A 25,356-nucleotide genomic window follows, 5' to 3' on the forward strand; every position below is an offset into this window, starting at 1 on the left:
GATTCCTTCAAGGAGACACCCCCCATGACCACTGTTGAGAAGACCGGAAACCGCCGACTGAGCCCCCAGGAGCTGGAGGCGTTCGGCGCCGAGATGGAGGCCATCCGCCAGCGGATCGTCGCCGACCTGGGCGAGAAGGACTCGACGTACATCTACGACATCGTCAAGAAGCAGCGCGCCTTCGAGCTCGCCGGCCGCGCGCTCTTCTACCTGCCCGTGATCGGTTGGGTCCCGGCCGTCGCCTGTCTGTCGATCTCCAAGATCCTCGACAACATGGAGATCGGGCACAACGTCATGCACGGCCAGTACGACTGGATGGGCGACCCCGACCTAAACTCGCGCATGTTCGACTGGGACACGATGGCGCCGGCCGAGAACTGGAAGTACGGCCACAACTACATGCACCACACGTTCACGAACATCGTGGGCAAGGACCGCGACGTGGGCTACGGCATCCTCCGGATGGACGAGGACCAGAAGTGGCACCCGTACTACCTCGGCAACCCGCTGTACGCGTTCCTGCTGATGACGTTCTTCGAGTGGGGCGTGGCGATGCACGACCTCGAGGTCGACGAACTCGTCGCCGGTCGTCGCACATGGGCCGAGAACAAGGAGATCGGCGCCCGGATCTGGCGCAAGGTGAAGAAGCAGACGCTGAAGGACTACGTCCTCTTCCCGCTGCTCACCGGTCCGCTCGCGCCGCTCACCTTCGCGGGCAACTTCACCGCCAACATCATCCGCAACCTGTGGACCTTCAACATCATCTTCTGCGGCCACTTCCCGGCCGGCGTGGCGTCGTTCTCGCAGGAGGAGTGCGAGAACGAGACCCAGGGTCACTGGTACTACCGCCAGCTGCTCGGCTCCGCCAACATCACCGGCAGCCGGACCTTCCACATCATGTCCGGCAACCTGTCCCACCAGATCGAGCACCACCTCTTCCCCGACCTCCCGGCGCGCCGGTACCCGGAGATCGCCGAGGAGGTCCGCGAGATCTGCGAGCGCTACGGCCTCTCCTACAACACCGGCCCGCTGCACCAGCAGCTGTGGGGCGTCTTCAAGAAGATCTGCAAGTACGCCCTCCCCGACCGCAAGCGCCCCGCCGCTGACGGTGCTGAGACCGCTCCCGCTCTCCAGGGAGTCGCGGCATGACGCCTGAGCAGCCACAATGGGTTGTCATGGAGCCCGAGCTGAGCAAGAACGAGATCCGCAAGGATGTCGCGCAGAGCGCCGTCGAGGTCACCGCGACCACCGTCGGCCAGGTCACCATGATCATCACCGGCGCCGTACGCGATGTGGCCGGTGCCATCGGTGGCCTCGCCACCGAGCTCTTCGAGCTCCGTGCCGCCGCCAAGCGCGCCGAGAAGGACCTCGGCGAATAGGTAGTTCTGGCGGCCGAATCCGCAGTTGTGGGCGACGAAACCATCGTTTCGTCGCCCACAACTGATTTCTCGGCTCGCCAGAACCGAGGATTCGGCTGGTCAGTCCTCGGGGTCGTCGAGGCGGGCCAGCCAGGTGGCGAGCCGCTCGATGGCCGTCTCGTGCTCGGGGTGTACGTCGACGAATGCCTGGAGCTGCTCGGCCAGCCAGGCGAGGGTGACCTCCTCGTCGCCCCGACGGGTGACGAGCTCCTCGATGCCGCGGTCGGTGAAGTACATGGCGTCAGTCTTTCATTCTCCGGTTGATCAGTTGCCAGTCAGTGGTGCGTCGGAGGCCGGGCCTCCGGAGAGGCCGCGTACGACCATGCCGAGGGTGGCGTTGATGAGCCGATCACGCTCGGAGTCGGGGCAGGTGCGGTAGGGACCGTCCACGAGCAGGACCGCCAGGCCGTGGACGGTGGACCAGGCCGCCGTCTCGGCGTCTGGGCGAAGCTCGGGGGCCAGCCAGCCGGCCGCGACGAGGTCGTCGAGGGCCGTGGTCAGGAAGGCGTACGGCGGGGCCTCGGCGAGGATCGCGGACATCTCCCCGGGCGGGTGTGGGTCTCCGTCGTGCGGGCGGAGGAAGGCGGTGCGGAACAGGCCGGGCTGAGCGAGCGCGAAGCGGATGTAGCCGCGCCCGGCCGCCGCGAGGCGCTGTACGGCGGCCTCGGCCGGATGCGGTGCCGGTTTCTCGGCGGCCAGGAGGTCGAGGATCGTCGCGGCCAGCCGGTCCATGGCCTCGTGCTTGGCGGCGACGAGCAGGTCGGCCTGGTTGGCGAAGTGGCGGTAGGTCGCGGTCGGGGTCACGCCGACAGCACGGGCTGCGGCTCGGATGGTCACCGCGTCCGGGCCGCCCTCCTCGGCAAGCGTCGCGGCCGCATCGACCAGTGCGTTCCGGAGGTCGCCGTGGTGGTAGGGCCGGGCGCCCTCGTCCGAGCTCTCTGAGGGTTTCACGGAATTCATGTTGACACCTGCCCACATCAAAGGGAAAGTTAACACCTGCAAAGTTTACGCCTGCCCACATTCATTCTGGAGGAATCGTGTTCCACCGACTCGGCACCCTCGTGGTGCGAAATCCGCGCCGGGTCCTGGTGATCGGCCTGATCGCCCTCCTCGGCGCGATCTATCTGGCCACCTCGGCCTTCGGCAAGCTCGACGACGCCGGCTTCGACGACCCCGCCTCGGAGAGCAGCCGCGCTGCCACCGCGCTGGAGGAAGGCTTCGGCAACGGGGCCGGCTTCCTCCTGACCGTCAGCGCCGCCGACGGCGCGGTGACCGAGGGCACGGCGGCGAAGGACGCTCAGGCGCTCGTCGACCGTCTCCGAGCAGACGACGACCTGACCGACGTCGTCTCCTACCTCGATGCCCCCGGTCCCGGCATGATCTCGGACGACGGCACCCACGGCCTGATCTCCGTCGGCGCGAAGAACCCGGACACGGTCGACGCCGCCGCGGTGATCGACCGCTACACCGACGAGACCGCGGCCGACGGTGCCACGACGGTCCACGTCGGCGGCCAGCTCGCGACCTTCGAGGAGGTCGGCAGCCAGATCGGCGCCGACCTCGCCCTTGCCGAGGCGATCGCGATCCCGCTGATGATCGCGCTGCTGGTCCTGGCCTTCGGCAACGTCGCCGCCGCCGCCGTCACGATCGGAGTCGGAGGGTTCGCCATCGCCGGCACCTTCGCCGAGCTCTCGATCCTCGGCAACTTCACCGACGTCTCCATCTACGCCCTCAACCTGACGACCGGCCTCGGGCTCGGCCTCGCCGTGGACTACGGCCTGCTGATGGTGGCGAGAGTCCGCGAGGAGCGAGCCGCTGGGGCGGAGCACGCCGACGCCGTCGTGCGCGCCGTCGAGACCGCCGGCCGGACGATCGTCTTCAGCGCCACCACGGTCGCGGTCTCACTGGCCTCGCTGCTCGTCTTCCCGCTCTACTTCCTGCGCTCCTCGGCGTACGCCGGCATCGGGGTCATGGTGATCACCGCGGTGGTCGCGGTGGTGCTGCTCCCCGCCACGATCACCCTCCTGGGCGACCGGATCGACGCTCTCCGCGTCCCTGGCGTCCGCGGCCTCCGCGGTGGCGCCGCTCCGTTCTGGACCCGGCTGGCCGGCTTCGTCACCAGGCGGCCGTGGGTCGCGCTCCCCGTGGTGGCCGTCCTGCTCGCGATGGCCGCGCCGCTGGCCGGCATCGAGTTCGGCACTCCCGACGACCGGGTCCTCCCGGCATCGGCGGGAAGCCGCCAGGCCGGCGACCTGCTGCGCGAGGAGTTCGACGGCGACGGCACCAGCCCCATCCGCGTCGTGACCACCTCGACGATCGATGACGAGAGCCTGGCGACGTACGCCGCCGACCTCTCCCGGGTCGACGACGTCGATCGTGTCGACACCCGCGTCGGGACGTACGTCGACGGCACTCTCGCCTCGAAGACGCCGGCCCTTCCGCCCGGGGACGGCGCGGACGAGCTCGCCGTCGTCAACCAGCTCGACCGCCAGTCCGAGGAGGCACGTGACCTGGTCCGTGACGTACGCGCCGTCCCGTCGCCGGCCGGGACCGAGGCGCTCGTCGGCGGCGGCGCCGCGGAGCTGCTGGACTCCCTCGACGCCATCGGCGCCAAGCTCCCGTACGCCGTCGGCGGGCTCGCGATCGCGATGGTGGTGATCCTGTTCCTGTTCACCGGCAGCCTGGTCCAGCCGCTTCGGGCGCTGGTGCTCAACGTCATCGGTCTCGGCGCGACGGTCGGGACGACCGTGTTGATCTTCCAGGAGGGATTCGGTGCCGATCTGCTCGGCTTCACCGCGATGCCGCTGAACGTCTCGATGGTGGTCCTGCTGCTGGTGATCGCGTTCGGGCTGTCGATGGACTACGAGGTCTTCGTGCTCGGCCGGATCACCGAGATGCGCCGCCGCGGTCTCGGCAACGTCGAGGCGGTCGTACAGGGGCTGGCTCACACCGGCCGGATCGTCACCACGGCCGCCGCCCTGATCGCGACCAGCTTCTTCGCCTTCATGGTCAGCGACATCAGCTTCATGAAGTTCTTCGGCCTCGGGGTCGGCCTGGCGATCCTCATCGACGCGGTCCTGATCCGCGGCATCCTCCTCCCGGCAGCCATGCGGATGCTCGGGGAGGCGGCCTGGTGGGCACCCCGCCCGCTGCGACGTCTCCACAAGAAGGTGGGCCTGAGCGAGGAGCCGGTCCCGGTACCGGTCTGACGAAAAAACCACGCCGAGTCGGCGCGTTAGAACGCGCCGACTCGGCGTTTGGTGTGCTGCGGGATCAGGCGAAGGCGCGCTCGATGAGCTCCTTCTGCTCGACCGTGTGCCGCTTGATGGTGCCGACGGCGGTGGTGGAGGAGGCCGGGCGGGTGATCGGCTCGACCTCGCGGCCCAGCTCGGGAACCACGTTGAGGTAGTAGCTCGGCCACGGGCCCTGGTTGAAGGGCTCGTCCTGGACCCACTTGACCTTGGCGTTGGGGTACTTCGCGAGCTCGGTGGCGAGCTCCGCGGTCGGCCACGGGTAGAGCTGCTCGACGCGGACGATCGCGACGTCGTCGCGCTCCCGCTTCATACGCTCGACCGTGAGGTCCCAGGTGAGGCGGCCGGAGACCAGCAGGACGGTGCTGACCTTCGAGGCGTCCGCCGCGGTGTCGGCGATGACCGGCTGGAACGAACCCGAGGTGAAGTCGGCCGGCTGGGAGGCGGCCTCCTTGCGGCGCAGCATCGACTTCGGGGTGAAGACGATCAGCGGGCGGTGCTCGGCACCGAGGGTGTGCGTACGCAGCAGGTGGAAGTAGGAGGCCGGCGAGGACGGCTGAGCCACGACCATGGCGTCGTCGGCACACAGCGTGAGGAACCGCTCGATGCGCGCCGAGGAGTGGTCGGCACCCTGGCCCTCGTAGCCGTGCGGCAGCAGCAGCACGACACCGGAGTCCTGGCCCCACTTGGTCTTGCCTGCGGAGATGTACTCGTCGATCACCGACTGGGCGCCGTTGACGAAGTCACCGAACTGCGCCTCCCACAGGACCAGCGCGTCCGGCCGTGCGACCGAGTAGCCGTACTCGAAGCCGAGGGCTGCGTACTCGGAGAGCAGGGAGTCGTAGACGTAGAACTTCGCCTGGTCCTCGGTGAGGTTGTTGAGCGGCGTCCACTCGTCGGCGTTCTTGCGGTCGATCATGGTCGCGAAGCGCTGCACGAAGGTGCCGCGACGCGAGTCCTGACCGGCCAGACGCACCGGGCGCCCGTCCATCAGGAGCGACCCGAACGCCAGCGTCTCGCCGGTGCCCCAGTCGATGCCGCCGTCGGTGATCTGGGTCGCGCGACGCTGCAGCTGCGGCATCACCTTCGGGTGGACCGTGAAGCCCTCCGGCGGGGTGACGTACGCATCCGCGATCCGCTTCAGCACATCGTTGGTGATCGCGGTGACGGTCTCGCCGGCAGGCTTCTCGGGGTAGTCCGGGACGGTCTCCCAGGCCTGCGGCATCTTGTCGGCCTCGCGCACCTCGGTGAAGACCTGCTCCAGGCGAGCCTGGTAGGCGGCCAGCACCTGCTCCGCCTCCTCGATCGTGATGTCACCACGACCGATCAGCGACTCGGTGTAGAGCTTGCGGACCGAGCGCTTCTGCTCGATCAGGTCGTACATCATCGGCTGGGTGAACGACGGGTCGTCGCCCTCGTTGTGACCGCGGCGGCGGTAGCAGATGAGGTCGATGACGACGTCCTTGTTGAACGCCTGGCGGTACTCGAAGGCGAGCCGTGCGACGCGCACGCAGGCCTCCGGGTCGTCGCCGTTCACGTGGAAGATCGGCGCCTGGACCATCCGCGCGACGTCGGTGGCGTAGAGCGAGGAGCGGGAGGAGCCCGGCGAGGTGGTGAACCCGACCTGGTTGTTGATGACCAGGTGGACGGTGCCACCGGTGCGGTAGCCACGCAGCTGGGACAGGTTGAGCGTCTCCGCGACCACACCCTGGCCGGCGAAGGCGGCGTCACCGTGGACCAGGAGCGGCAGGACCGGGAAGACCGCGCCCTGGTCGAGCACGTCCTGCTTGGCGCGGGCGATGCCCTCCAGGACCGGGTCGACGGTCTCGAGGTGGGACGGGTTGGCGGCGACGGAGACCTTGATCGTGTCGCCCAGGTCGGAGAGGAACTCACCCTCGGCACCGAGGTGGTACTTCACGTCACCGGAGCCCTGGACCGTGCGCGGGTCGATGTTGCCCTCGAACTCGCGGAAGATCTGGTTGTAGGACTTGCCGACGATGTTGGCGAGCACGTTGAGGCGGCCGCGGTGAGCCATACCGATCGTGACCTCGTCCAGACCGGCCTCGGCGGCGGCCTCGCAGACCTCGTCGATGACCGGGATCGCGGTCTCGCCACCCTCGAGGGAGAACCGCTTCTGGCCGACGAACTTGGTCTGCAGGAAGGTCTCGAAGGCCTCGGCCTCGTTGAGCTTCGACAGGATCCGGAGCTGCTCCTGGCGCGGGGTCTTGTCGTAGGGCCGCTCGACGCGGTCCTGGATCCAGCGGCGCTGCTCGGGGTCCTGGATGTGCATGTACTCGATGCCGGTGGTGCGGACGTAGGAGTCACGCAGGACACCGAGGATCTCGCGCAGCTTCATGAACGGCTTGCGGCCGCCGGCGAAGGAGCCCACCGGGAACTCGCGGTCGAGGTCCCACAGGGTCAGCCCGTGCGACTCGATCTGCAGGTCGGGGTGCGAACGCTGCTTGTACTCCAGCGGGTCGGTGTCGGCCATCATGTGACCACGCACGCGGTGGGCGTGGATGATCTCGCCGACCTTGACCTGCTTGGAGATCTGGTCGTCGTGGGTGGTGTCGATGTCCTGGTTCCAGCGGATCGGCTCGTAGGGGATCCGCAGCGACGCGAAGATCTCGTCGTAGAAGTCGTTCTCACCGAGCAGGAGCCGGTGGACGGTGGCCAGGAACTCGCCGGACTGGGCGCCCTGGATGACCCGGTGGTCGTACGTCGAGGTCATCGTCATGATCCGCGAGACCGCGTTCTGGGCGAGCTTCGAGGGGGAGGCGCCCTGGAACTCGGGCGGGTAGTCCATCGAGCCGACGCCGATGATCGCGGCCTGGCCCTGCATGAGCCGCGGCACCGAGTTGTTGGTGCCGATGCCGCCGACGTTGGTCAGGCTGACCGTGGTGCCGGAGTAGTCGGCCATGGACAGCTTGTTGTCCTTGGCCTTGCGGACGATGTCCTCGTACGCGGTCCAGAAGCCGGCGAAGTCCATCAGCTCGCAGCCCTTGATGGAGGGCGCGACGAGCTGGCGGGTGCCGTCCTTCTTCTGCTGGTCGATGGCCAGACCGAGGTTGATGTGCGGCGGGGTCACCTGGGTCGGCTTGCCGTCGATCTCGGCGTAGGTATTGTTCATCGCCGGCATCGCCTTGATCGCCTTGATGATGGCGTAGCCGATGAGGTGGGTGAAGGAGACCTTGCCACCGCGAGCGCGCTTGAGGTGGTTGTTGATGACCGTGCGGTTGTCCCACAGCAGCTTGACCGGCATGTTGCGCACGGAGGTCGCGGTCGGCACCGAGAGCGACACGTCCATGTTCTTGGCCGTGGCGGCGGGGATGCCGCGCAGCGTGGTGTAGGTCGGCTCGTCGGTGACGGCGACGGCGGTCGGCTTCGGGGCGTCCTTGGGGGTGGGCGTCGCGGTGCCCGTGGCCGGCTCGGCGGCCTGCGCGGCCGGGCGCGGCTTCGCCTTGGGGGCCGGAGCCGCCTTGGCGGCCGGCGCCTCGGCGGAGGCGGGGGTGGTCGGCGCGGGCGCGTTGGCCGGCGCGCCGGCCGGTGCGGTGGGGACCGGAGACTTGGCAGCGGGCTTCGCCGGGGCCGCCGCGCCGTTCGGCGACGCGCCAGGCTGTCCGTTGGTCTCGAAGAACTTCACCCACACGGGGTCAACACTGCTGGGATCCTTCGTGTACTGGTCGTACATCTCCTCGACCAGCCACTCGTTGGCGCCGAATTCCGCTGGGATGTCGGCAGTGTTGGGGGACGGGGTGCCTGAGGACACGGCTTGATTCGCCTCTTCCGAATTTTCGCACTGTAAGAAATGGGTTGCCCACGGGCAAGGCTATCCCCACGAACACGCAAATGCCCGATGCAGGTTCTCCCTGTGGACAGGATGTAATCCGTCCCACATCTTGCGTTACCGACCGGGTGTACGCGCAACCCGGGTCGGTGTGCGTACAGTGGCCCGGTCCCGGAGCAGGTCTATGAGGCGGATTCCCCACATGACGAGCAGCAGTACGAGGCGCCTTTCGCGCGTCGCAACGGCACTCACGGCGGCGGCCCTGAGCAGCACCTTGGCACTCACCGGATGCGGTGGTGAGCCCGACGAGCCGGCCGCTTCGCCATCCCCGTCGCCGGCGCCGGCGGCCACGGTGAAGTCGGCCGCGAAGCTCGTCCACGTGCAGGGCAAGTTCCCCAAGAGCCGGCACCAGGCGGTCTCCACCAACGTGGCCAAGGTCGTCGACCGGTGGCTGCAGGCGGCGTACGTCGGGGGTGACTACCCGCGCGAGACCTCGACCTTCACGGCGAAGTCCTTCCCGGGTTTCTCCAAGGGCGCGATCGCCCAGGCGGGCAAGCAGATGACGCAGATGAGCAACGCCACGATCGCTCCTCACATCGACGGGGTCGAGGTGGTCGCCAGCGACGTTCACGTCGATCTGCTGGCCAACAACAACTACCCGGTCGGCGCGGTCGCCCGGGTGCGGCTGGTCTACGACACCACGGGTGACCGGGCCTCACGCCAGACCGTCCGCGGCACCCTCGACATGGTGCCGACCAAGACCTCCTGGGCCGTCTTCGGCTTCAACATCACCCGCGAGGAGAAGCTGGCCACGGCGCCCTCCGCCTCGCCGAGCCCCTCGGGAGACAAGTCATGAACCGGATGACGACGCTCGTACGCCGCCGCCTCCTGACCACGCTCGCGCTGGGCGTGGTGCTCGCGCTGACCGCGGTCCTGGTGCCTGACGCCGAGGTCGCCGAGCCGCGCGCGGAGCTGATCGCGACGAAGTGGGCCAAGGGTCTCGACGTCGCCAAGTTCACCCGCAAGGGCGGCACGATCTGGGTCCTCGCCGTCGGTTCGGACGCCCGCCCGGGCCAGAAGGTCACCCGCAGCCGCGGCGACGCGCTGCACCTGATCGGCTTCAACCCGTCCTCGGGCTACGCGACCGACATCAGCATCCCGCGCGACTCCTACGTCAACATCCCCGGCCACGGGCGCGACAAGATCAACTCGGCGCTGCTCTACGGCGGCCCGAAGCTGATGGGCCGCGCCGTCGGCAACCTGGTCGGCGTGCAGCCGCAGTATGTCTTCGTCACCTCCTTCTCCGGCATGAGCGACATGGTGATCGGGATCGGTGGCGTCGACGTCGACAACCCGCGTGCCTTCAGCGATCCGTACGTCGCCCGCTACGGCTTCAAGAAGGGCCGGATCCACATCAGCGGCCCGCACTCGGTCGACTTCGCGCGGGCCCGCAAGACGCTGCCCGGCGGCGACTTCGACCGCTCGGCCAACCAGTCTCGGGTCATCCGCGGCATCCACCGCAAGATCGTCGCCCGGCAGTACGACATCGGCTTCAAGGCCAAGGGCGTCTCGCTGGTGATGAAGAAGATGCACACCACCGGCCTCTCCGGTCGCGACCTCTACCAGCTCGCCAACGCCGTCGCCGCGATCAACCCGGGCAAGATCCGCACCTGCGTCGTTCCCGGAGGGATCGGCAACGCCGGCGCCGCCAGCGTCGTCTTCCCCAACGTCGGGGCGGCCCGGGCGATGGGCAACGACGCGCGCAACGACGGCCGGCTCAACCGCGGCTGCCGAGGCTGAGCGACCGGCTGAGTCACTGGTGCGCGGCCACGAAGTCGCGCACCAGCGGAGCGATCCGCTCGGGATGATCGGCAACCACCCAGTGTGAGCCGGCGACCTCGCGGATCGTCAGGTCCGCGACGTACGGCTGCGGGGCCTCGGTCGCCAGCGCCCGGCTGACGTAAACGTCACCGGTCGGGGCGATGACCTGTACCGGGACGGTGACCGGCCGCGGCTGTGGGTGTCCCATCCGGGCGATCGCGTTGGCGCGGTAGAGCTCGAGGCCGTTGATCCGGTCGGCCTGGGTGCGGTCCACGGCCGAGCCGCCGACGATCCGGTCGAGGAACCCGGAGCGCCAGGCGAGCTCGGGGAGCAGCGGCGCCTGGAAGAACCCGATGTAGGTCGACTCGGCACCCTGCTTGAGGCGCTCGAGGACGCCGCGGGCGGTCCGTGCCGGCGTACGCAGCCAGGCCCCGGTCTGGTCGAGGCTCGGTCCCGAGATCGAGGTGAACGACGCGATCCGCTCGGACGGCACGTTGCCGGCGACCGCCTCCCAGGTCTGGGTCGAGCCCCAGTCGTGGGCGAGCAGATGCACCGGCGCCGACGGGCTGACCGCGTCGATGACGGACTGCAGGTCCGCGTTGAGCTGCTCGATCAGATAGCCCTCGCGCGTGGCCGGTGCCCGCGAGCTGCCGTGGCCGCGTACGTCGTAGGTCACGATCCGCAGCTCGCTGCCGAGGATCCTCACCAACGGGAGCCAGACGCTGGCGTTGTCGGGGTAGCCGTGGACGCAGACCAGCGTCGGGCGGGTGTCGCCGGGAGACCCGAAGTCGGTGACGGCCAGCCGGAGTCCGTCGGTGGTCGTCACGTAAACGCTGCTCACGTGGGCGAGGCTAGTCCGGCGGAGTTAAGACCGACGTGACACGATTCGCCCATGGACATCAGCTATCCGGTCACGATCGCCGCGGCTCGCACCTGGTTCAAGCTCGGCGACATCAAGATCAACATGACCGGCGTGGAGCACATCCCTGAGAAGGGCGGTGCCCTGCTGGCGGTCAACCACCTCTCCTTCGTCGACTACATCATGGCCGGTTTCCCCGGGGCGGAGCGCGGCCGGCTGACCCGCTTCATCGCCAAGAAGGAGGTCTTCGACCACCCCGTCGGCGGCCCGGTGATGCGCTCGTTCCACCACATCCCGATTGATCGCAGCTACGGCGCGGCCGGGATGAAGAAGGCCGTCGAGTACCTCCAGAACGGTGAGATCGTCGGGATCTTCCCCGAGGCCACGATCTCCCGCTCGTTCCTGATCAAGGACCTCAAGACCGGCACCGTACGCATCGCCGCCGACGCCGGGGTCCCGCTGATCCCTGTCGTGCTGTGGGGCACCCAGCGGATCATGACGAAGGGTCAGAAGGTCGACCTGTCGCGTCACAAGACCATCGGCATCGAGATCGGCCCGCCGCTGCCGGTGACCGGGGAGGACCCGGCCGCCGAGACCGCTGCGCTCAAGGCGCAGATGGAAGCCATGCTCGACCGGCTGATCAAGGCGCACCCCGCCGATGAGCAGCCCCCGGGCTCGTGGTGGCTGCCGAAGGCGTACGGCGGCTCGGCCCCCACGCTCGAGGAGGCCGAGGCGATGTACGCCGAGGAGCGCAGGCTGCGCGCTCAGCGGAAGGCCGCGAAGCGGAAGTCCTAGCCCTAGGTCGGGGCGCCGGCGCGCTCGGCGACGGCGCCGACCTTCTCGTGGAAGAGGCCGAGCGAGCGTGCGTCGTTGCCGGTCATGTGCTCGACCGCGGTCATCGCGGTGATCGCAACGTCGAGGAGCTCTTCGACGACATCGTCGTAGCTGTGAGTGATGCCCTTGCGGGGATTCTGCCCGGTGGCGCCGATGAGTGCTGCGATTGCCTCGCCTGCCTCTTCGCTCACCTTCGCGACTCTCCCCCAGAGAACGGCTTCCGCGTCGCGATCGCCCTGTGACTCATCGAGCCACCGGGACAGATACGCGAGCAGAGCCGGCGTAGCGTCGGTCATGCGGTCGGAGTCTAGGGTGGTCCCGGTAATTCGGTCGAGCCTTAGGTTTAGCGGCTACCCAGCAGGCTGATAGACCCCGAGCCGGTTTCCGGACGGGTCGGTGAAGATGAACCGACGCCCGCCGGGGTAGTCGTAGGGCGCCTCGGTGATCGTGCCGCCGGCCTTCTCGACGGCCGCGACCGCGGCCTCCAGATCGGCCGTGCGGATCAGCGGAAGCGGGGCGACGGGGGTCTCGGAGGCGTACATCCCGCCGTTCTCGTCCTTGCCGTCGGGCCCGACGATTCCGGCGTACATCCCGCCGTAGTCGTTGAAGGACCAGCCGAAGGCGGACTCGTAGAAGGTGCGGGAGCTCGGGAGGTCGGTGACCGCGAGCTCGAGGTAGTCGATGTGGAGTGCATTCATGCCCCTCGACGCTACCCGCGACCACCGACACTCTCGCGCGGTCGAAGGCTCAGCCGAAGTCGACCTCGAAGCCCTTGCCGCGGAAGGAGCCGAGCTTGGTGGCGTCGCGGAGGTAGGCGAGCGGGCCGTCGGGGTCGAAGTTCCAGCTGCCGCGCGCGGGCAGGAGCTTGGCGCGTCCCTTCATGGTGAGCCAGGCGGTATCGGGGTGCTCCTCGATGCCGGGCTGCTCCACGTTGCCCTGCATCGGCACGCGCGGGGCGAGTTGGGTGACGTCGTTGAACTTCGCCGTCGCGATCGGACCGTCGTCGGAGCTCGCCTCCCAGGTGTGGGTGGCCAGCGGCCCCTTGGTGGACGAGCCTCCGCTGAACTTGGCCAGCCCCTTCGGGATCGCCCACAACGTACGCCCGCCGGCCACGGAGTCGGGGGAGTCCACCCAGATGTCGACGACGCTCACCGCCTTCTTCCCGTTGGAGGCGGTGATCACCCGGGCGGAGAGGAGCTCGTGGTAGGTCAGTGGGCTCGGGTCGGTGTAGTCGACCAGTGCGACGGCGTAGATGCCCTTCGGGTGCTGCTCGTCGACGTCGTGGGCGAGCCGGTAGACCGAGAGCCACATCGATCCGTGCATGTGCCAAGGGGCTGGGGGATAGCTGGTCACGTGGGTCTCCCGAATTTCTGTTGTGGTCCGTGTCGAAGCGGTCATGCTCGGTTCGACGCGTAGGCGTGTGGCGATCGTCGCCACGTTTTACTCAAGGAGACCAGAGATGACCGACCAGGTGAAGGGCCCCGCCGCCTACTTCCCGTCCATCGAGAAGAAGTACGGCCGCCCGATCTCGGAGTGGCAGCAGATCATCCGCGACAGCGGGATCACCAAGCACATGGAGCTCGTGACGCATCTGAAGACCGAGTACGCCCTCGGCCACGGTCACGCCAACGCTCTCGTCGCCCACACGCTCGCCGAGGGTCTCTGAGCGGACCTCGGATCGCGTGGCCGATCGGCGCGTCAGCCGTCGAGGGTCAATCTCTCAGGCGGGACTGCGTCCGTCAGCCAGACGTTGTTGTCGGTGCGCCAGAAGGTGAGCCCGTCGGCATGCATCGTGGCCGCGTCGACATGGAAGACGACGAAGTCGCCGCGGCGGGCACCGACGCGCTCTGCGGTCTCGCGGTCGGGAGAGAGATGGACGTGATGGCGCCGGCGCCTGTCGAGGCCGTAGGCGAGGATCGAGTCGATGTTGGCGCGTGGCGTGCCGTGGAAGAGCACCGCCGGCGGTTTGGAGGGAGTGAGGTCCAGGTCCACCTCGACGGTGTGTCCTTGCCTCGCCCGGATCCGGTCGAGTGTTGCGTCGACCTCGAAGCGCTGTTTGTCGTTGCCTCGTACGACTCGATCGATGTCATCGCGAGTCATCGGGGAGCCGTGGGCGGCGAGAGCGTCGAGGAGGGAGGGCAGATCGACCCAGCCGTGTGGGTCCAGCTCGATGCCCACCGACTCGGGGCGGTGCCTCAGCACCTGTGAGAGCCGCTTGGAGCGGCGTACGTCAGTCGTGTTCATGCTGGCTACAGAGTGGCATGCAGCCGACCTCGCCCGCTGCCGGTTATCTGCGAAAACGAGAGAAACCGCTGGTCACCCAGCGGTTTCGTCTGTGCCCCCGGCAGGAATCGAACCTGCGGCCTACGGTACCGGAAACCGGCGCTCTATCCCCTGAGCTACGGAGGCGATGCACTGCTCGAGCAGTGCAGATGGAACCCTACAGGCTGGGACGGATAACGGTGAAACCGACTGGCGCTTATACGCTGGACCCCGTGACTCCTGAGCAGCTTTCCACCGCGGTCGTCGATGTCCTCACCGCGCTCGTCGATGAGGGTGCGATCACCCTTGCCGACGGCGTTCCGAGCACTGTCACGGTGGAGCGACCCCGGCAGAAGGGCCACGGCGACTACGCCACCAACGTGGCGCTGCAGCTGGCGAAGAAGGCGGGGATGAACCCGCGTGCGCTGGGGGAGCAGGTCGCCGAGAAGCTGAAGGCGACCGACGGGATCGCGGACGTCGAGATCGCCGGTCCGGGCTTCCTGAACATCTCCGTCGAGGCCGGGGCTCAGGGCAAGCTGGCGGGCGAGATCGTCGCCGCCGGCGCCGCGTACGGCAACAACGACTCCTTCACGGGCCACAACATCAACCTGGAGTTCGTCTCCGCCAACCCGACCGGTCCGCTGCATCTCGGTGGTGTCCGCTGGGCCGCGGTCGGGGACGCGCTCGGTCGTGTCCTGGAGGCGTCCGGCGCCGAGGTCACCCGGGAGTACTACTTCAACGACCACGGCGGCCAGATCGACCGCTTCGCGCGCTCGCTCCTGGCCTGGGCCCAGGGCCAGCCGGTCCCGGAGGACGGCTACGGCGGGGCGTACATCGAGGAGATCGCCAAGCAGGTCCTCGCCAAGGAGCCGAACGCGCTCGAGAGCGAAGACCCGCAGGAGGTCTTCCGGTCGATCGGCGTGGAGCTGATGTTCGCCGAGATCAAGCAGAGCCTGCACGACTTCAACGTCGACTTCGACGTCTACTTCCACGAGGACAACCTCCACAAGTCCGGAGCCGTGGAGCGCGCCATCGAGAAGCTCCGCGAGCTCGGCAACGTCTACGAGAAGGACGGCGCGATCTGGCTGGCGACCGAGAAGTTCGGTGACGACAAGGACCGCGTCGTCATCAAGGCCGACGGCAACGGGGCCTACTTCTCCGGCGACCTCGCCTACTACCTCGACAAGCGCGAGCGCGGCTTCGACCGGTGCTTCATCATGCTGGGCGCCGACCACCACGGCTACGTCGGCCGGATGATGGCGATGTGCGCCGCCTTCGGCGACACGCCCCACGAGAACCTCGAGATCCTGATCGGCCAGATGGTCAACCTCCTCAAGGACGGCCAGCCGATGCGGATGTCGAAGCGTGCCGGCACCGTGGTCACCATCGACGACATCGTCGAGGCGATCGGCGTGGACGCGGCCCGCTACGCGCTGGCGCGCTACTCCAGCGACTCCAACATCGACATCGACCTCGACCTGTGGGCCAAGGCCGACAGCGCCAACCCGGTCTACTACGTGCAGTACGTCCACGCGCGCACCTGCCGGATGATGGCCAACGCCGCCGACCTGGGCATGCAGATCGACCTCGACACCTTCGACCCGTCCCTGCTCACCCACGAGCGCGAGGGCGAGCTGCTGCGCGCGCTGGCCGAGCTGCCTCGCGTGGTCGCGACCGCCGCCGAGCTGCGCGAGCCGCACCGCGTCGCCCGCTACCTCGAGGACACCGCCGGGATCTTCCACCGCTGGTACGACGATGACGACTGCCGGATGCTGCCCAAGGGCGACGAGCCGGTGGCCCCGGTCAACCTGGCCCGGCTGGCGCTCGTCTCCGCCGCCCGCACCGTCTTCGCCAACGGCCTCGGGCTGCTCGGTGTCTCCGCGCCGGAGCGCATGTGATGGCCGGCCACACCTCTCCCGGCTCGTTCACCGGCACCTCCCCGGTCTGGCTGAAGACCCCCGACGACGTCAACGCCCTCGTGCCGGCGCTGTGGTCGGCGACGGCCGAGAAGACCGACGGTGTCCTCACCGTCGGTGGCGTCGCGGTGCCCGACCTGGTCGCGAACGTCAACACCCCTGCGTACGTCCTGGACGAGGCCGACTTCCGCGAGCGCGCCCGCGCGTTCCGTGACGCGTTCACCGGCTACGACGTCTACTACGCCGGCAAGGCGTTCCTGTGCACCGAGGTGGCGCGCTGGGTGGCGCAGGAGGGGCTCTGCCTCGACGTCTGCTCCAACGGCGAGCTCTCGGTCGCGCTGCGTGCCGAGGTGGACCCGGCGAAGATCGGCTACCACGGCAACAACAAGACCCCGATGGAGCTGCGCCGGGCGATCGTCGCGGGCGTCGGACGGATCATCGTCGACTCCTTCCACGAGGTCGAGCGGGTCGCCGCGATCGCCGCCGAGACCGGCATCACCGCCCGGGTGATGGTGCGGGTGACCGCCGGCGTCGAGGCCCACACCCACGAATACATCGCCACCGCCCACGAGGACCAGAAGTTCGGCTTCTCGATCTCCTCCGGCGACGCCTTCGAGGCCGTACGCCGCCTGCTGGAGGCCCCGAACGTCGAGATGCGCGGGCTCCACTCCCACATCGGGTCCCAGATCTTCGACTCCTCCGGCTTCGAGGTCGCCACCCGGCGGGTGCTGGCGCTGCAGGCGCGGATCCGGGACGAGCTCGGCACCGAGCTGCCCGAGATGGACCTCGGTGGTGGCTTCGGCATCGCCTACACCACCCAGGACGACCCCGCGACGCCCAAGGCCCTGGCCGAGGAGCTCACCGCGATCGTCGAGCACGAGTGCCGAGGCTTCGGTCTCGCGGTGCCGCACCTCTCGATCGAGCCGGGCCGCGCCATCGTGGGCCCCTCGATGTGCACCGTCTACACGGTCGGCACGGTCAAGGAGGTCGCCCTCGACGGCGGCGTCACCCGCACCTATGTGAGCGTCGACGGCGGGATGAGCGACAACATCCGTACGGCTCTCTACGACGCCGACTACTCCGCCACCCTCGCCGGCCGGTCCTCGTCCGCCGGGCCCGTGCTCGGCCGCGTCGTCGGCAAGCACTGCGAGGCCGGCGACATCGTGGTCAAGCACGAGTTCCTGCCCGCCGACATCGCTCCCGGTGATCTGATCGCGGTCCCGGGCACCGGTGCCTACGGGCGCTCGATGGCCTCCAACTACAACCACGCCCTGCGGCCGCCGGTCGTCGCCGTCCGTGACGGTGAGTCCCGGGTGATCGTGCGCCGCGAGACCGAGGACGACCTCTTCGCCACCGATCTGGGCTAGGTCGAGACGTCACTTACGTCGGTCGAGTGGGCACGTCGATGCCCACTCGACCAGCGGGCGTGACGTCTCGGCCGACGGGAGTGACGTCTCAGCTGGATCGGAGTGCGCGCAGGACCGCCCGCCCACGCGGTGACAGGCGGTAGCCGACAGGGAGGGACTCGGTGAGGCCGAGCTCCTTGAGCCGGCGGATGTCGGCCTTGAACGGCTTCTTCTCCCGCCCGATCGAGGCCGCGATGGTCTCGGCCAGCTCCCCGGGCCGAGCCTCGATGAGCTCCAGGTGCTCCCGGGTCCACGGGCCGCGGCGGCTGCGCCGGTCCATGTCGGCCAGCTTCGCGACCAGCGTGGCGGTCTCGGTCTTCCCCGGGCGCTTGGTACGCAGCGCGACCCGCTCGTCCTCGCCGGCGTAGCGCATCTCGATCCGGTAGATCTCGCCGTCCTTGCGGGACAGGAAGGCGAGCAGGTCTTCCAGGGTCGTGCCCGCCCGGCGGGCGTCCTCGTCGGTCAGCGTGTCGCACGACACCGGCGAGACGGAGACGAACTCGACCACGCCCATCCGGGTGCGCTGGCGGCCGCCGGCGACATGCATCGGACGTTTCCAGCGGCGGAAGGCGAGGTCGACCTCGCCGGTGCGGATGCGTTCGAGGTCGGCGTTGGGGAACAGCACGCACCCATCAAACCGCGTGGCACACGAAATTCGGTTTCGCCTTCCCGAAATCCTGGGGTCCGGGGTCCTACGATGGGGCGCATGCCGCGGGGGGTCTATTCAGAACGGACGCTCGCGGCGCCGTCCCAGGCGCCGCGAGCGTCCGTCGCCCGGCTGACGAAGGAGCGGCGGGACAGCGTGTCCTCGGCGGCGCACACGTTCGGCTGGACGGTGGTGACCGGCAAGGCCGCCGCGCAGCGGCCGGTGCGGTGGGAGGTGCTGGGGCCGGACGTACGCGCCGAACGTTGCGACCTCGTCGTCGACGGCACCTGCGACGGGATCCTCGTCGAGTACTGGCACGGCAAGGCGTCCCCCGGGAAGGGGCCCTGGCGCCCGGTGCGCTGGGTGGTGGTGCGGGTCCCCGCCCACCTGCCCAAGACGGCCGCGATGATCGGGCTCTCGCCCGGCTCGGGCAACACCGGCACCGGCCGGGTGCCGACGCCGATCTTCTTCCCTCCGGAGTTCCGCGCCAAGACCAACGTGACCACCCCCGACGGTGCCGTCATCGCCGCCGACGAGGAGCATGCGCGCTCGCTGTCCCGGTTCGCCAGCCATGTCGTCGACGAGCGGCTGTGGGTGGTGGCCCGCGACGACGCCATCACGGTCACCACCGACGTGGAGCCGGACGCGGAGGAGCTCCTCCGTCGCGTACGTCTGGCGCGTGACGTCGCCGCGGTGCTCCGGCCGATCCCGGAGCTCGCCTGAGGCTGAGTTCCTCCAAGGCTTGGGGAAAGCCCTTGACCTCAAGTCAACTTGAGCAGGTTGACTTGCCGCATGCGAGCGATCAGACAGCACGAGTTCGGCGGCCCGGAGGTCCTGAGACTCGAGGAGGTACCCGAACCGACACCAGGTCCTGGCCAGGTACGCATCAGGGTGGAGGCCGCGGGCATCCACCGTCTCGACACCTCGATCCGAGCGGGCGACCTGCCGCCGACGATGCCGCGACCGGAGCTCCCGATGACTCCCGGCCGCGAGGTCGCCGGTGTGGTCGACGAGCTCGGTGAGGGCGTCGACGAGGCCTGGCGGGGCGCGAAGGTCGTCGCGCATCTCGGCCCGGGAAGCAGCGGCGGGTACGCCGAGCTCGCGGTCGCCGACGAGACGCAGCTCTACCGGCGTCCCGACGGGCTGGAGTCGGCCGAGGCCGTGGCTGCGATCGGCACCGGACGCACCTCGGCCGCGGTGCTCGAGGCCGCCCAGATCGGTCCCGACGACGTCGTCGTGGTCACCTCGGCGGCCGGTGGCATGGGTGCGATCCTGCTCCAGGGCATCCGCAACGCGGGCGCCCGCGCGGTCGGGCTCGCGGGCTCCGACGCCAAGCTCGAGATCGCCCGTGGCTTCGGCGCGCAGACGGCGATCGACTACCGCACGGACGGCTGGCTGGAGCGGCTCCGCGCCGAGGAGCCCCGGGTCACGGTCCTTCTCGACGGGCTCGGTGGTGACGTACCCAGGCAGGTCTACGCCCACCTCGCGCCGGAGGGGAGGATGGTCCGCTTCTCCGGCGACCAGGACGGCTACGAGGGCGCCGCGAAGATCATCGACATCCTCGGCCCCTGGGTCCAGGGCCGGATCAAGGAGTTCGAGCAGGCCTCGCTCGAGGCCGCCGCTGACGGCTCCCGCACGCCGTACGTCGGCTCCGCCTTCCCGCTCGCCGAGGCCGCGGCCGCCCATCGTGCGCTCGAGGCCCGGGAGACCACCGGCAAGGTCGTGCTCCTGACGTGAGAGGTGTCCGCGCCTAGAGCGGAAGTCGGACCCTGGAGCCTGTCCCGGATACCCTTGGGCGCGTGAGCAGCAACAAGACGACCGCGCACGCCGTCGATCCGTTGGGCGTCGCCGTCCTCGGCTGCGGTGTGGTGGGGTCCCAGGTGGTCCGGCTCCTGCTCGAGGGCGATGCGGATCTCGCCGCCAGAGTGGGTGCGCCGCTGGAGATCAGGGGCGTGGCCGTACGCCGCCTCGACGCCCCGCGCGACGTCGAGGTGCCCGCAGAGCTGCTCACCACGGATGCCCAGGGCCTGGTCGCCCGCGACGACGTCGACCTCGTGGTCGAGGTGATCGGCGGCATCGAGCCGGCCCGTGGTCTCATCCTGAAGGCGCTCGAGAGCGGCGCCAGCGTCGTCACCGCCAACAAGGCGCTGCTCGCCGAGGACGGGCCGACGCTCTACGAGGCCGCCGAGAAGGCCGGCACCGACCTCTACTACGAGGCCGCGGTCGCGGGTGCGATCCCGATCCTGCGCCCCCTGCGCGACTCGCTCGTCGGCGACCACGTCACCAAGGTGATGGGCATCGTCAACGGCACCACCAACTACATTCTCGACAAGATGGACACCTACGGTGCCGGCTTCGAGGAGGCCCTCGCCGAGGCCCAGGAGCTGGGCTACGCGGAGGCCGACCCGACCGCCGACGTCGAGGGCTTCGACGCCGCCGCCAAGGCCGCCATCCTGGCGAGCCTCGCCTTCCACACCCGGGTGACCGCCAGCGATGTATACCGCGAGGGCATCACCGAGGTGACCGCCGGTGACGTCGCCTCGGCGAAGGCCATGGGCAGTGTCGTCAAGCTGCTCGCGATCGCCGAGCTCGAGGACGACGACGTCTCGGTGCGGGTCCACCCGGTGATGATCCCGCGCACCCACGCGCTGGCGACCGTACGCGGCGCCTACAACGCCGTCTTCGTCGAGTCCGCCTCGGCCGGCGACCTGATGTTCTACGGCCAGGGCGCGGGCGGCGATCCCACCGCGAGCGCCGTCCTGGGCGACCTGGTCACGATCGCCCGCAACAAGGTCCTCGGCACCCGTGGCTTCGGCGAGTCCGCCTACGCCGACCGCGCGGTGCGCCCGATGGGCGAGACCGTCACCCGCTACCACGTCAGCCTCGACGTGGCCGACAAGGCCGGCGTGCTCGCCGCCGTCGCTACCGCCTTCTCCGAGCACGGCGTCTCGATCAAGGCCGTACGCCAAGAAGGCAGGGGAGAGGACGCCCAGCTCGTCGTCGTCTCCCACGAGGCCCCCGATGCCGCGCTCGCGGCGACCGTGCAGCACCTGCGCGAGATGGAGTTCGTCCGCGACGTCGCCTCGGTGATGCGCGTAGAAGGAGCAGTCTGATGACCAACGGCCAGTGGCGCGGTGTGATCGAGGAATATCGCACGCTCCTCGACATTCCCCAGGACACCAAGGCGGTCACGCTCGGCGAGGGCGGCACCCCGCTGGTCCACTCCGAGTGGCTCTCCGCCGCCGCCAAGGGTGAGGTGTGGCTGAAGGTCGAGGGCCAGAACCCGACCGGCTCGTTCAAGGACCGCGGCATGACCGCGGCCATCTCCGTCGCCGTCCATGAGGGCGCCAAGGCCGTGGTCTGCGCCTCGACCGGCAACACCTCGGCCTCGATGGCCGCGTACGCAGCCAAGGCCGGGATCACCCCGGTCGTGCTCGTCCCCAACGGCAAGATCAGTGCCGCCAAGATGGCCCAGGCGCTGGTCCACGGCGCCGAGGTGGTCAAGGTACGCGGCAACTTCGACGACTGCCTCAAGCTCTCCCGCGCCCTTGCCGACAGCTACCCGGTCGCGCTGGTCAACTCGGTCAACCCGGTCCGCCTCGAGGGCCAGAAGACGGCGGCCTTCGAGGTCGTCGACCGCCTGGGCGACGCACCCGACTACCACCTCATGCCCATCGGCAACGCCGGCAACCTGTCGGCCTACTGGCTCGGCTACGAGCAGTACGCCGCGGCCGGCCACGCCACCAAGACCCCGGTCATGCGGGCCTTCCAGGCCGAGGGTGCGGCGCCGCTCGTGCTCGGCCACCCCGTCGAGCACCCCGAGACCAAGGCGACCGCGATCCGCATCGGCAACCCGGCCTCGTGGCAGCTCGCCGAGGCCGCGGCCGCCAAGTCCGGTGGCCGCTTCCGCGCGCTCTCCGACGAGCAGATCCTCACCGCCCAGTCGCTGCTCGCCCGCAACGACGGCGTCTTCGTCGAGCCCGCCTCGGCAGCCGGTGTCGCCGGGCTCCTCGCCGACCTCGAGGCGGGGGAGACCTACGCCGGAGCGACCACGGTCATCACCGTCACCGGCCACGGGCTCAAGGACACCGCCACCGCGCTGGAGTTCTTCGGTGAGCTGCCCGAGATCATCATCGAAGCCGACCTCGAAGCCGCGGCGGCAGCAGCAGGACTCGCGTAACACCCATGACGTTCGTAGAAGGCCCGGTGACCGTCACCGTCCCGGCCACCTCCGCCAACCTGGGCCCCGGCTACGACTCGCTGGGGCTGGCGCTCGACCTGCGTGACGAGCTCACCGGCGAGGTCGTGCCCGGCGGGGACCTGGAGGTCACCGTCGAGGGCGCGGGCGAGGGCACGGTCCCGCTCGACGAGTCCCACCTCGTCGTACGCTCCATGCGGGCCGCCTTCGACATCATCGGCAAGCAGCCGGCCGGTCTGCGGCTGCACTGCCGCAACCGGATCCCGCACGCGCGTGGCCTGGGCTCGTCCTCGGCCGCGATCATCGGCGGCCTCGTGCTCGCTCGCGCGCTGGTCGCCGGGGGAGAGCTGATCCTCGACGACGACACCCTCTTCCAGAAGGCCGCCGAGATCGAGGGCCACCCCGACAACGTGGCTCCCGCCTTCCACGGCGGCTTCACGATCGCGGGTGACGACGACGGCTTCTTCGCCGTGCGCACCGCCGTCGACCCGAGGGTCAGCGTCGTGGTCTTCGTCCCCGCGACCGGCGTCGAGACCAAGGCCGCCCGCGGGCTGCTGCCCGACACCGTCCCGCACTCCGACGCGGCGGCCGATGCCGGACGTACGGCACTCCTGGTCGCGGCGCTGAGCGATGCGCCCGAGCACCTGCACCGCGCCACCCGCGACTTCCTGCACCAGGAGTACCGCCGGCCCGCCATGCCGGAGTCGCTCGCCCTGGTCGACGAGCTGCGCGCCGACGGCGTCGCGGCGATCGTGTCCGGCGCAGGGCCCACGGTCCTGGCGTTCAGCAGCGGGGTCGAGTCCGCCGAGACGAGCAAGCTCACCGCCCGCTGCCCCGAGGGGTGGACGTGCCATGCGCTGAGCGTCGACATGGACGGCGTACGCATCCTCTGACCCGCGTTCCAGGCCCCTGCTGTGAGGGGTGCCATGCGTGTTAGCCTGGGCATACATCCGTTGGGCCGTTCAGGCCTGCGAATGTGCTATCCCCCTTTCGCGCCATGCCACTTCGTTTGGCGCGCATCGGCGCGTCAGGGGTTCTGACAAACGAGCCGTCGGCGTCGTACGCCGATCGGCGATACGTGGGAAAGGACTCACGTGACTGAAACCATGGAATCCACTGCGCCGGAGCCGAACGCAGCCCCGAAGAAGCGCGGTGGCCTTGGCGGAATGCTCCTCGCCGACCTCAAGGCGATGGCGAACGGTATGGGTATCACCGGGGCGAACTCGATGAAGAAGGCCCAGCTGATCGACGCGATCAAGGCTGCGCAGAGCAGCCGGGCGCAGTCGGCGCCGGCGGAGAGGGCCGAGAAGCCCGCCGCCGCCGAGAAGCCTGCTGTCGAGAAGCCTGCCGCTGAGAAGCCTGCGGAGAAGACCGCAGAGAAGCCGGCCGAGAAGGCCGAGAAGCCCGCGGAGAAGTCCGCCGAGGCTGCTGACGCCGGCAACGAGGGCACCCAGCGCCCGCGTCGCCAGCGCAACCAGAACCAGAACAAGAGCGGCGGCCAGGGCGGTCAGGGCCAGGGCGGTCAGTCCGGCCAGTCCGGCCAGTCCGGCCAGTCCGGTCAGCCCGCCGGTGGTGGCCAGAGCAAGGGTCCGGCCAAGGCCGGCCAGCCTGCCGCCGAGAAGAAGAACGAGGACGCCCAGAAGGAGCGGCCGGCCGACTCGGCCGACGACGCGGGCGATGACGACGGCGAGGGTGGCAGCCGCCGCAACCGCCGCCGCCGTGGCCGCGACCGCGACCGCAACCGCCCGGGCCGCGGCGAGCCGGACACGACCGTCCTCGAGGACGACGTGCTCGTGCCTGCGGCGGGCATCCTGGACGTACTCGACAACTACGCCTTCGTCCGCACCTCGGGCTACCTGCCCGGGCCCGACGACGTCTATCTCTCCCTGTCGCTGGTCAAGCGCCTCGGCCTGCGCCGTGGCGACGCGATCGTCGGCCAGGTGCGCCAGCCCCGTGAGGGCGAGCGCAAGGAGAAGTACAACCCGATGGTGCGCATCGACTCGGTCAACGGTGCCGACCCCGAGGTCGCCAGGCACCGCGTCGAGTTCGACAAGCTCGCCCCGGTCCACCCCGACCAGAGGCTCCGCCTCGAGGGCGGCTCCGACCCGGTCACCGGGCGGGTCATCGACCTGATCTCGCCGATCGGCAAGGGCCAGCGCGGCCTGATCGCCTCGCCGTCGAAGGCGGGCAAGACGACCGTCCTGCAGGCGATCGCCGGAGCGATCACCGCCAACAACCCCGAGTGCCACCTGATGGTGGTGCTCGTCGACGAGCGCCCGGAGGAGGTCACCGACTTCGAGCGCAGCGTCAAGGGCGAGGTCATCGCCTCCACCTTCGACCGTCAGCCCGCCGACCACACCGTGGTCGCCGAGCTGGCCATCGAGCGGGCCAAGCGCCTGGTCGAGCTCGGCCACGACGTGGTCGTCCTGCTCGACGGGCTGACCCGCCTGGGCAAGGCGTACAACCTCTCCGTCCCGGCGTCGGGCCGGATCCTCGGTGGCGGCGTCGACTCCGCGGCGCTCTACCCGACCAAGCGGTTCTTCGGTGCGGCCCGCAACGTCGAGGACGGCGGCTCGCTGACCATCCTGGCCACGGCCGCGGTCGAGACGGGTTCCAAGACCGACGAGATCATCTTCGACGCGTTCAAGGACACCGCCAACTCCGAGCTGCGCCTGAGCGAGGAGTACGCCGAGGCCGGGATCTTCCCCGCCGTCGACGTCAACGCCTCCGGCACCCGCCGCGACGACCTGCTCTTCGCCGGTGGCGAGGGCGACGCGGTGCGCAAGCTGCGCGCCTCGCTCGCCACGCTCGACGGTGCCAAGGCCGCCTCGGTCCTGGTCGAGAAGGTCGCCGGCTCCGCCACCAACATGGTGCTGCTCAACGAGGTCGCCAAGAGCTGAGTGCTGTGCGTCCTGGGGCCGCCGGGAATTATTGGCGGCCCCAGGCGTTCACATACAC

Annotated in this window: 24 protein-coding genes and 1 tRNA gene; 15 read left to right on the forward strand and 10 right to left on the reverse strand. The window is 69.4% G+C overall.

Annotated features, from left to right (window positions below; all coding sequences use genetic code 11):
• The first annotated feature begins 24 nt into the window (after positions 1–24).
• Positions 25–1,149, forward strand: coding sequence for a fatty acid desaturase family protein (locus ACW14X_RS21285; protein ID WP_457163204.1), 1,125 nt, complete (start codon positions 25–27; stop codon positions 1,147–1,149).
• A gap of 26 nt (positions 1,150–1,175) precedes the next feature.
• A complete protein-coding gene (locus tag ACW14X_RS21290) occupies positions 1,176–1,379 on the forward strand; it encodes a hypothetical protein (protein ID WP_160027689.1) in 204 nt (67 codons plus the stop codon).
• 99 nt (positions 1,380–1,478) lie between these two features.
• Here ACW14X_RS21290 and ACW14X_RS21295 read toward each other — a convergent pair whose 3' ends face one another.
• Both ACW14X_RS21295 and ACW14X_RS21300 read right to left on the reverse strand, forming a co-directional pair.
• Complete coding sequence (locus tag ACW14X_RS21295) at positions 1,479–1,655, reverse strand: DUF6104 family protein (protein WP_008362094.1); 177 nt, start codon at positions 1,653–1,655, stop codon at positions 1,479–1,481.
• A gap of 27 nt (positions 1,656–1,682) precedes the next feature.
• Positions 1,683–2,369 carry a TetR/AcrR family transcriptional regulator gene (locus tag ACW14X_RS21300; protein WP_201451246.1) on the reverse strand — a complete coding sequence of 229 codons (687 nt, stop codon included), beginning with the start codon at positions 2,367–2,369 and terminating at the stop codon, positions 1,683–1,685.
• An 86-nt stretch (positions 2,370–2,455) separates the two neighbouring features.
• On the opposite strand from ACW14X_RS21300, the gene ACW14X_RS21305 reads away from it, so the two are divergent.
• Positions 2,456–4,627, forward strand: a complete 2,172-nt coding sequence (locus tag ACW14X_RS21305) for an MMPL family transporter (RefSeq protein ID WP_457163205.1) — start codon at positions 2,456–2,458, stop codon at positions 4,625–4,627.
• 64 nt (positions 4,628–4,691) lie between these two features.
• Here ACW14X_RS21305 and ACW14X_RS21310 read toward each other — a convergent pair whose 3' ends face one another.
• Positions 4,692–8,438 (reverse strand): multifunctional oxoglutarate decarboxylase/oxoglutarate dehydrogenase thiamine pyrophosphate-binding subunit/dihydrolipoyllysine-residue succinyltransferase subunit, encoded by a 3,747-nt coding sequence (locus ACW14X_RS21310; RefSeq protein WP_457163206.1) that lies wholly within the window; start codon positions 8,436–8,438, stop codon positions 4,692–4,694.
• Between the two features lie 220 nt (positions 8,439–8,658).
• On the opposite strand from ACW14X_RS21310, the gene ACW14X_RS21315 reads away from it, so the two are divergent.
• The gene (locus tag ACW14X_RS21315; RefSeq protein ID WP_160027697.1) at positions 8,659–9,312 is read left to right on the forward strand and encodes a hypothetical protein; all 654 of its coding nucleotides are present in this window, start codon (positions 8,659–8,661) and stop codon (positions 9,310–9,312) included.
• On the forward strand, positions 9,309–10,256 hold the full coding sequence (locus tag ACW14X_RS21320; RefSeq protein WP_350713188.1) for an LCP family protein: 948 nt from the start codon (positions 9,309–9,311) through the stop codon (positions 10,254–10,256). Before ACW14X_RS21315 ends, ACW14X_RS21320 begins: the two co-directional genes overlap by 4 nt.
• 13 nt (positions 10,257–10,269) lie before the next feature.
• On the opposite strand, the gene ACW14X_RS21325 is transcribed toward ACW14X_RS21320, so the two are convergent.
• Positions 10,270–11,118 (reverse strand): alpha/beta fold hydrolase, encoded by an 849-nt coding sequence (locus tag ACW14X_RS21325; protein ID WP_457163207.1) that lies wholly within the window; start codon positions 11,116–11,118, stop codon positions 10,270–10,272.
• 51 nt (positions 11,119–11,169) lie between these two features.
• On the opposite strand from ACW14X_RS21325, the gene ACW14X_RS21330 reads away from it, so the two are divergent.
• The gene (locus ACW14X_RS21330) at positions 11,170–11,931 is read left to right on the forward strand and encodes a lysophospholipid acyltransferase family protein (protein ID WP_160027703.1); all 762 of its coding nucleotides are present in this window, start codon (positions 11,170–11,172) and stop codon (positions 11,929–11,931) included.
• A gap of 2 nt (positions 11,932–11,933) precedes the next feature.
• Here the strand turns inward: ACW14X_RS21330 and ACW14X_RS21335 are convergent, their stop codons facing one another.
• Genes ACW14X_RS21335 through ACW14X_RS21345 form a run of 3 tightly spaced genes read right to left on the reverse strand, consistent with a single transcriptional unit; the run spans position 11,934 to position 13,323 of the window.
• Positions 11,934–12,266: a MazG-like family protein gene (locus tag ACW14X_RS21335; protein ID WP_160027705.1), complete on the reverse strand. Its 333-nt coding sequence runs from the start codon at positions 12,264–12,266 to the stop codon at positions 11,934–11,936.
• Positions 12,267–12,320: 54 nt separating this feature from the next.
• Positions 12,321–12,668 (reverse strand): VOC family protein, encoded by a 348-nt coding sequence (locus ACW14X_RS21340; RefSeq protein WP_457163208.1) that lies wholly within the window; start codon positions 12,666–12,668, stop codon positions 12,321–12,323.
• Between the two features lie 49 nt (positions 12,669–12,717).
• Positions 12,718–13,323 carry an acetoacetate decarboxylase family protein gene (locus ACW14X_RS21345; RefSeq protein ID WP_457163209.1) on the reverse strand — a complete coding sequence of 202 codons (606 nt, stop codon included), beginning with the start codon at positions 13,321–13,323 and terminating at the stop codon, positions 12,718–12,720.
• A gap of 106 nt (positions 13,324–13,429) precedes the next feature.
• Between ACW14X_RS21345 and ACW14X_RS21350 the strand changes: the two genes are divergently transcribed.
• A complete protein-coding gene (locus tag ACW14X_RS21350) occupies positions 13,430–13,636 on the forward strand; it encodes a DUF4287 domain-containing protein (RefSeq protein ID WP_160027711.1) in 207 nt (68 codons plus the stop codon).
• Between the two features lie 32 nt (positions 13,637–13,668).
• Here the strand turns inward: ACW14X_RS21350 and ACW14X_RS21355 are convergent, their stop codons facing one another.
• Positions 13,669–14,214: an RNA 2'-phosphotransferase gene (locus ACW14X_RS21355; protein ID WP_457163210.1), complete on the reverse strand. Its 546-nt coding sequence runs from the start codon at positions 14,212–14,214 to the stop codon at positions 13,669–13,671.
• A 92-nt stretch (positions 14,215–14,306) separates the two neighbouring features.
• Positions 14,307–14,379: transfer RNA gene (locus ACW14X_RS21360), tRNA-Arg, on the reverse strand.
• 86 nt (positions 14,380–14,465) lie between these two features.
• Between ACW14X_RS21360 and argS the strand changes: the two genes are divergently transcribed.
• Together argS and lysA are read left to right on the forward strand one after the other, a co-directional pair.
• A complete protein-coding gene (gene argS / locus ACW14X_RS21365; RefSeq protein WP_457163211.1) occupies positions 14,466–16,130 on the forward strand; it encodes an arginine--tRNA ligase in 1,665 nt (554 codons plus the stop codon).
• The gene (gene lysA, locus ACW14X_RS21370) at positions 16,130–17,515 is read left to right on the forward strand and encodes a diaminopimelate decarboxylase (protein WP_160027717.1); all 1,386 of its coding nucleotides are present in this window, start codon (positions 16,130–16,132) and stop codon (positions 17,513–17,515) included. Before argS ends, lysA begins: the two co-directional genes overlap by 1 nt.
• A gap of 88 nt (positions 17,516–17,603) precedes the next feature.
• Here the strand turns inward: lysA and ACW14X_RS21375 are convergent, their stop codons facing one another.
• A complete protein-coding gene (locus tag ACW14X_RS21375) occupies positions 17,604–18,179 on the reverse strand; it encodes an ASCH domain-containing protein (RefSeq protein WP_160027719.1) in 576 nt (191 codons plus the stop codon).
• Positions 18,180–18,260: 81 nt separating this feature from the next.
• On the opposite strand from ACW14X_RS21375, the gene ACW14X_RS21380 reads away from it, so the two are divergent.
• The 6 genes from ACW14X_RS21380 (at position 18,261) to rho (ending at position 25,298) form a co-directional block, all read left to right on the forward strand.
• A complete protein-coding gene (locus tag ACW14X_RS21380; protein WP_457163212.1) occupies positions 18,261–18,923 on the forward strand; it encodes a hypothetical protein in 663 nt (220 codons plus the stop codon).
• A 69-nt stretch (positions 18,924–18,992) separates the two neighbouring features.
• A complete protein-coding gene (locus ACW14X_RS21385; RefSeq protein ID WP_457163213.1) occupies positions 18,993–19,937 on the forward strand; it encodes an alcohol dehydrogenase catalytic domain-containing protein in 945 nt (314 codons plus the stop codon).
• A gap of 62 nt (positions 19,938–19,999) precedes the next feature.
• On the forward strand, positions 20,000–21,313 hold the full coding sequence (locus tag ACW14X_RS21390; protein ID WP_457163214.1) for a homoserine dehydrogenase: 1,314 nt from the start codon (positions 20,000–20,002) through the stop codon (positions 21,311–21,313).
• Complete coding sequence (gene thrC, locus ACW14X_RS21395; RefSeq protein ID WP_457163215.1) at positions 21,313–22,380, forward strand: threonine synthase; 1,068 nt, start codon at positions 21,313–21,315, stop codon at positions 22,378–22,380. Before ACW14X_RS21390 ends, thrC begins: the two co-directional genes overlap by 1 nt.
• Positions 22,381–22,385: 5 nt before the next feature.
• On the forward strand, positions 22,386–23,291 hold the full coding sequence (thrB, locus tag ACW14X_RS21400) for a homoserine kinase (RefSeq protein ID WP_350837892.1): 906 nt from the start codon (positions 22,386–22,388) through the stop codon (positions 23,289–23,291).
• A gap of 213 nt (positions 23,292–23,504) precedes the next feature.
• Entirely contained in the window at positions 23,505–25,298 is a 1,794-nt protein-coding gene (gene rho, locus ACW14X_RS21405; protein ID WP_457163216.1) for a transcription termination factor Rho, read from the forward strand.
• Positions 25,299–25,356: the final 58 nt, after the last annotated feature.

This window comes from Nocardioides sp. YJ-D4, from assembly GCF_054031495.1.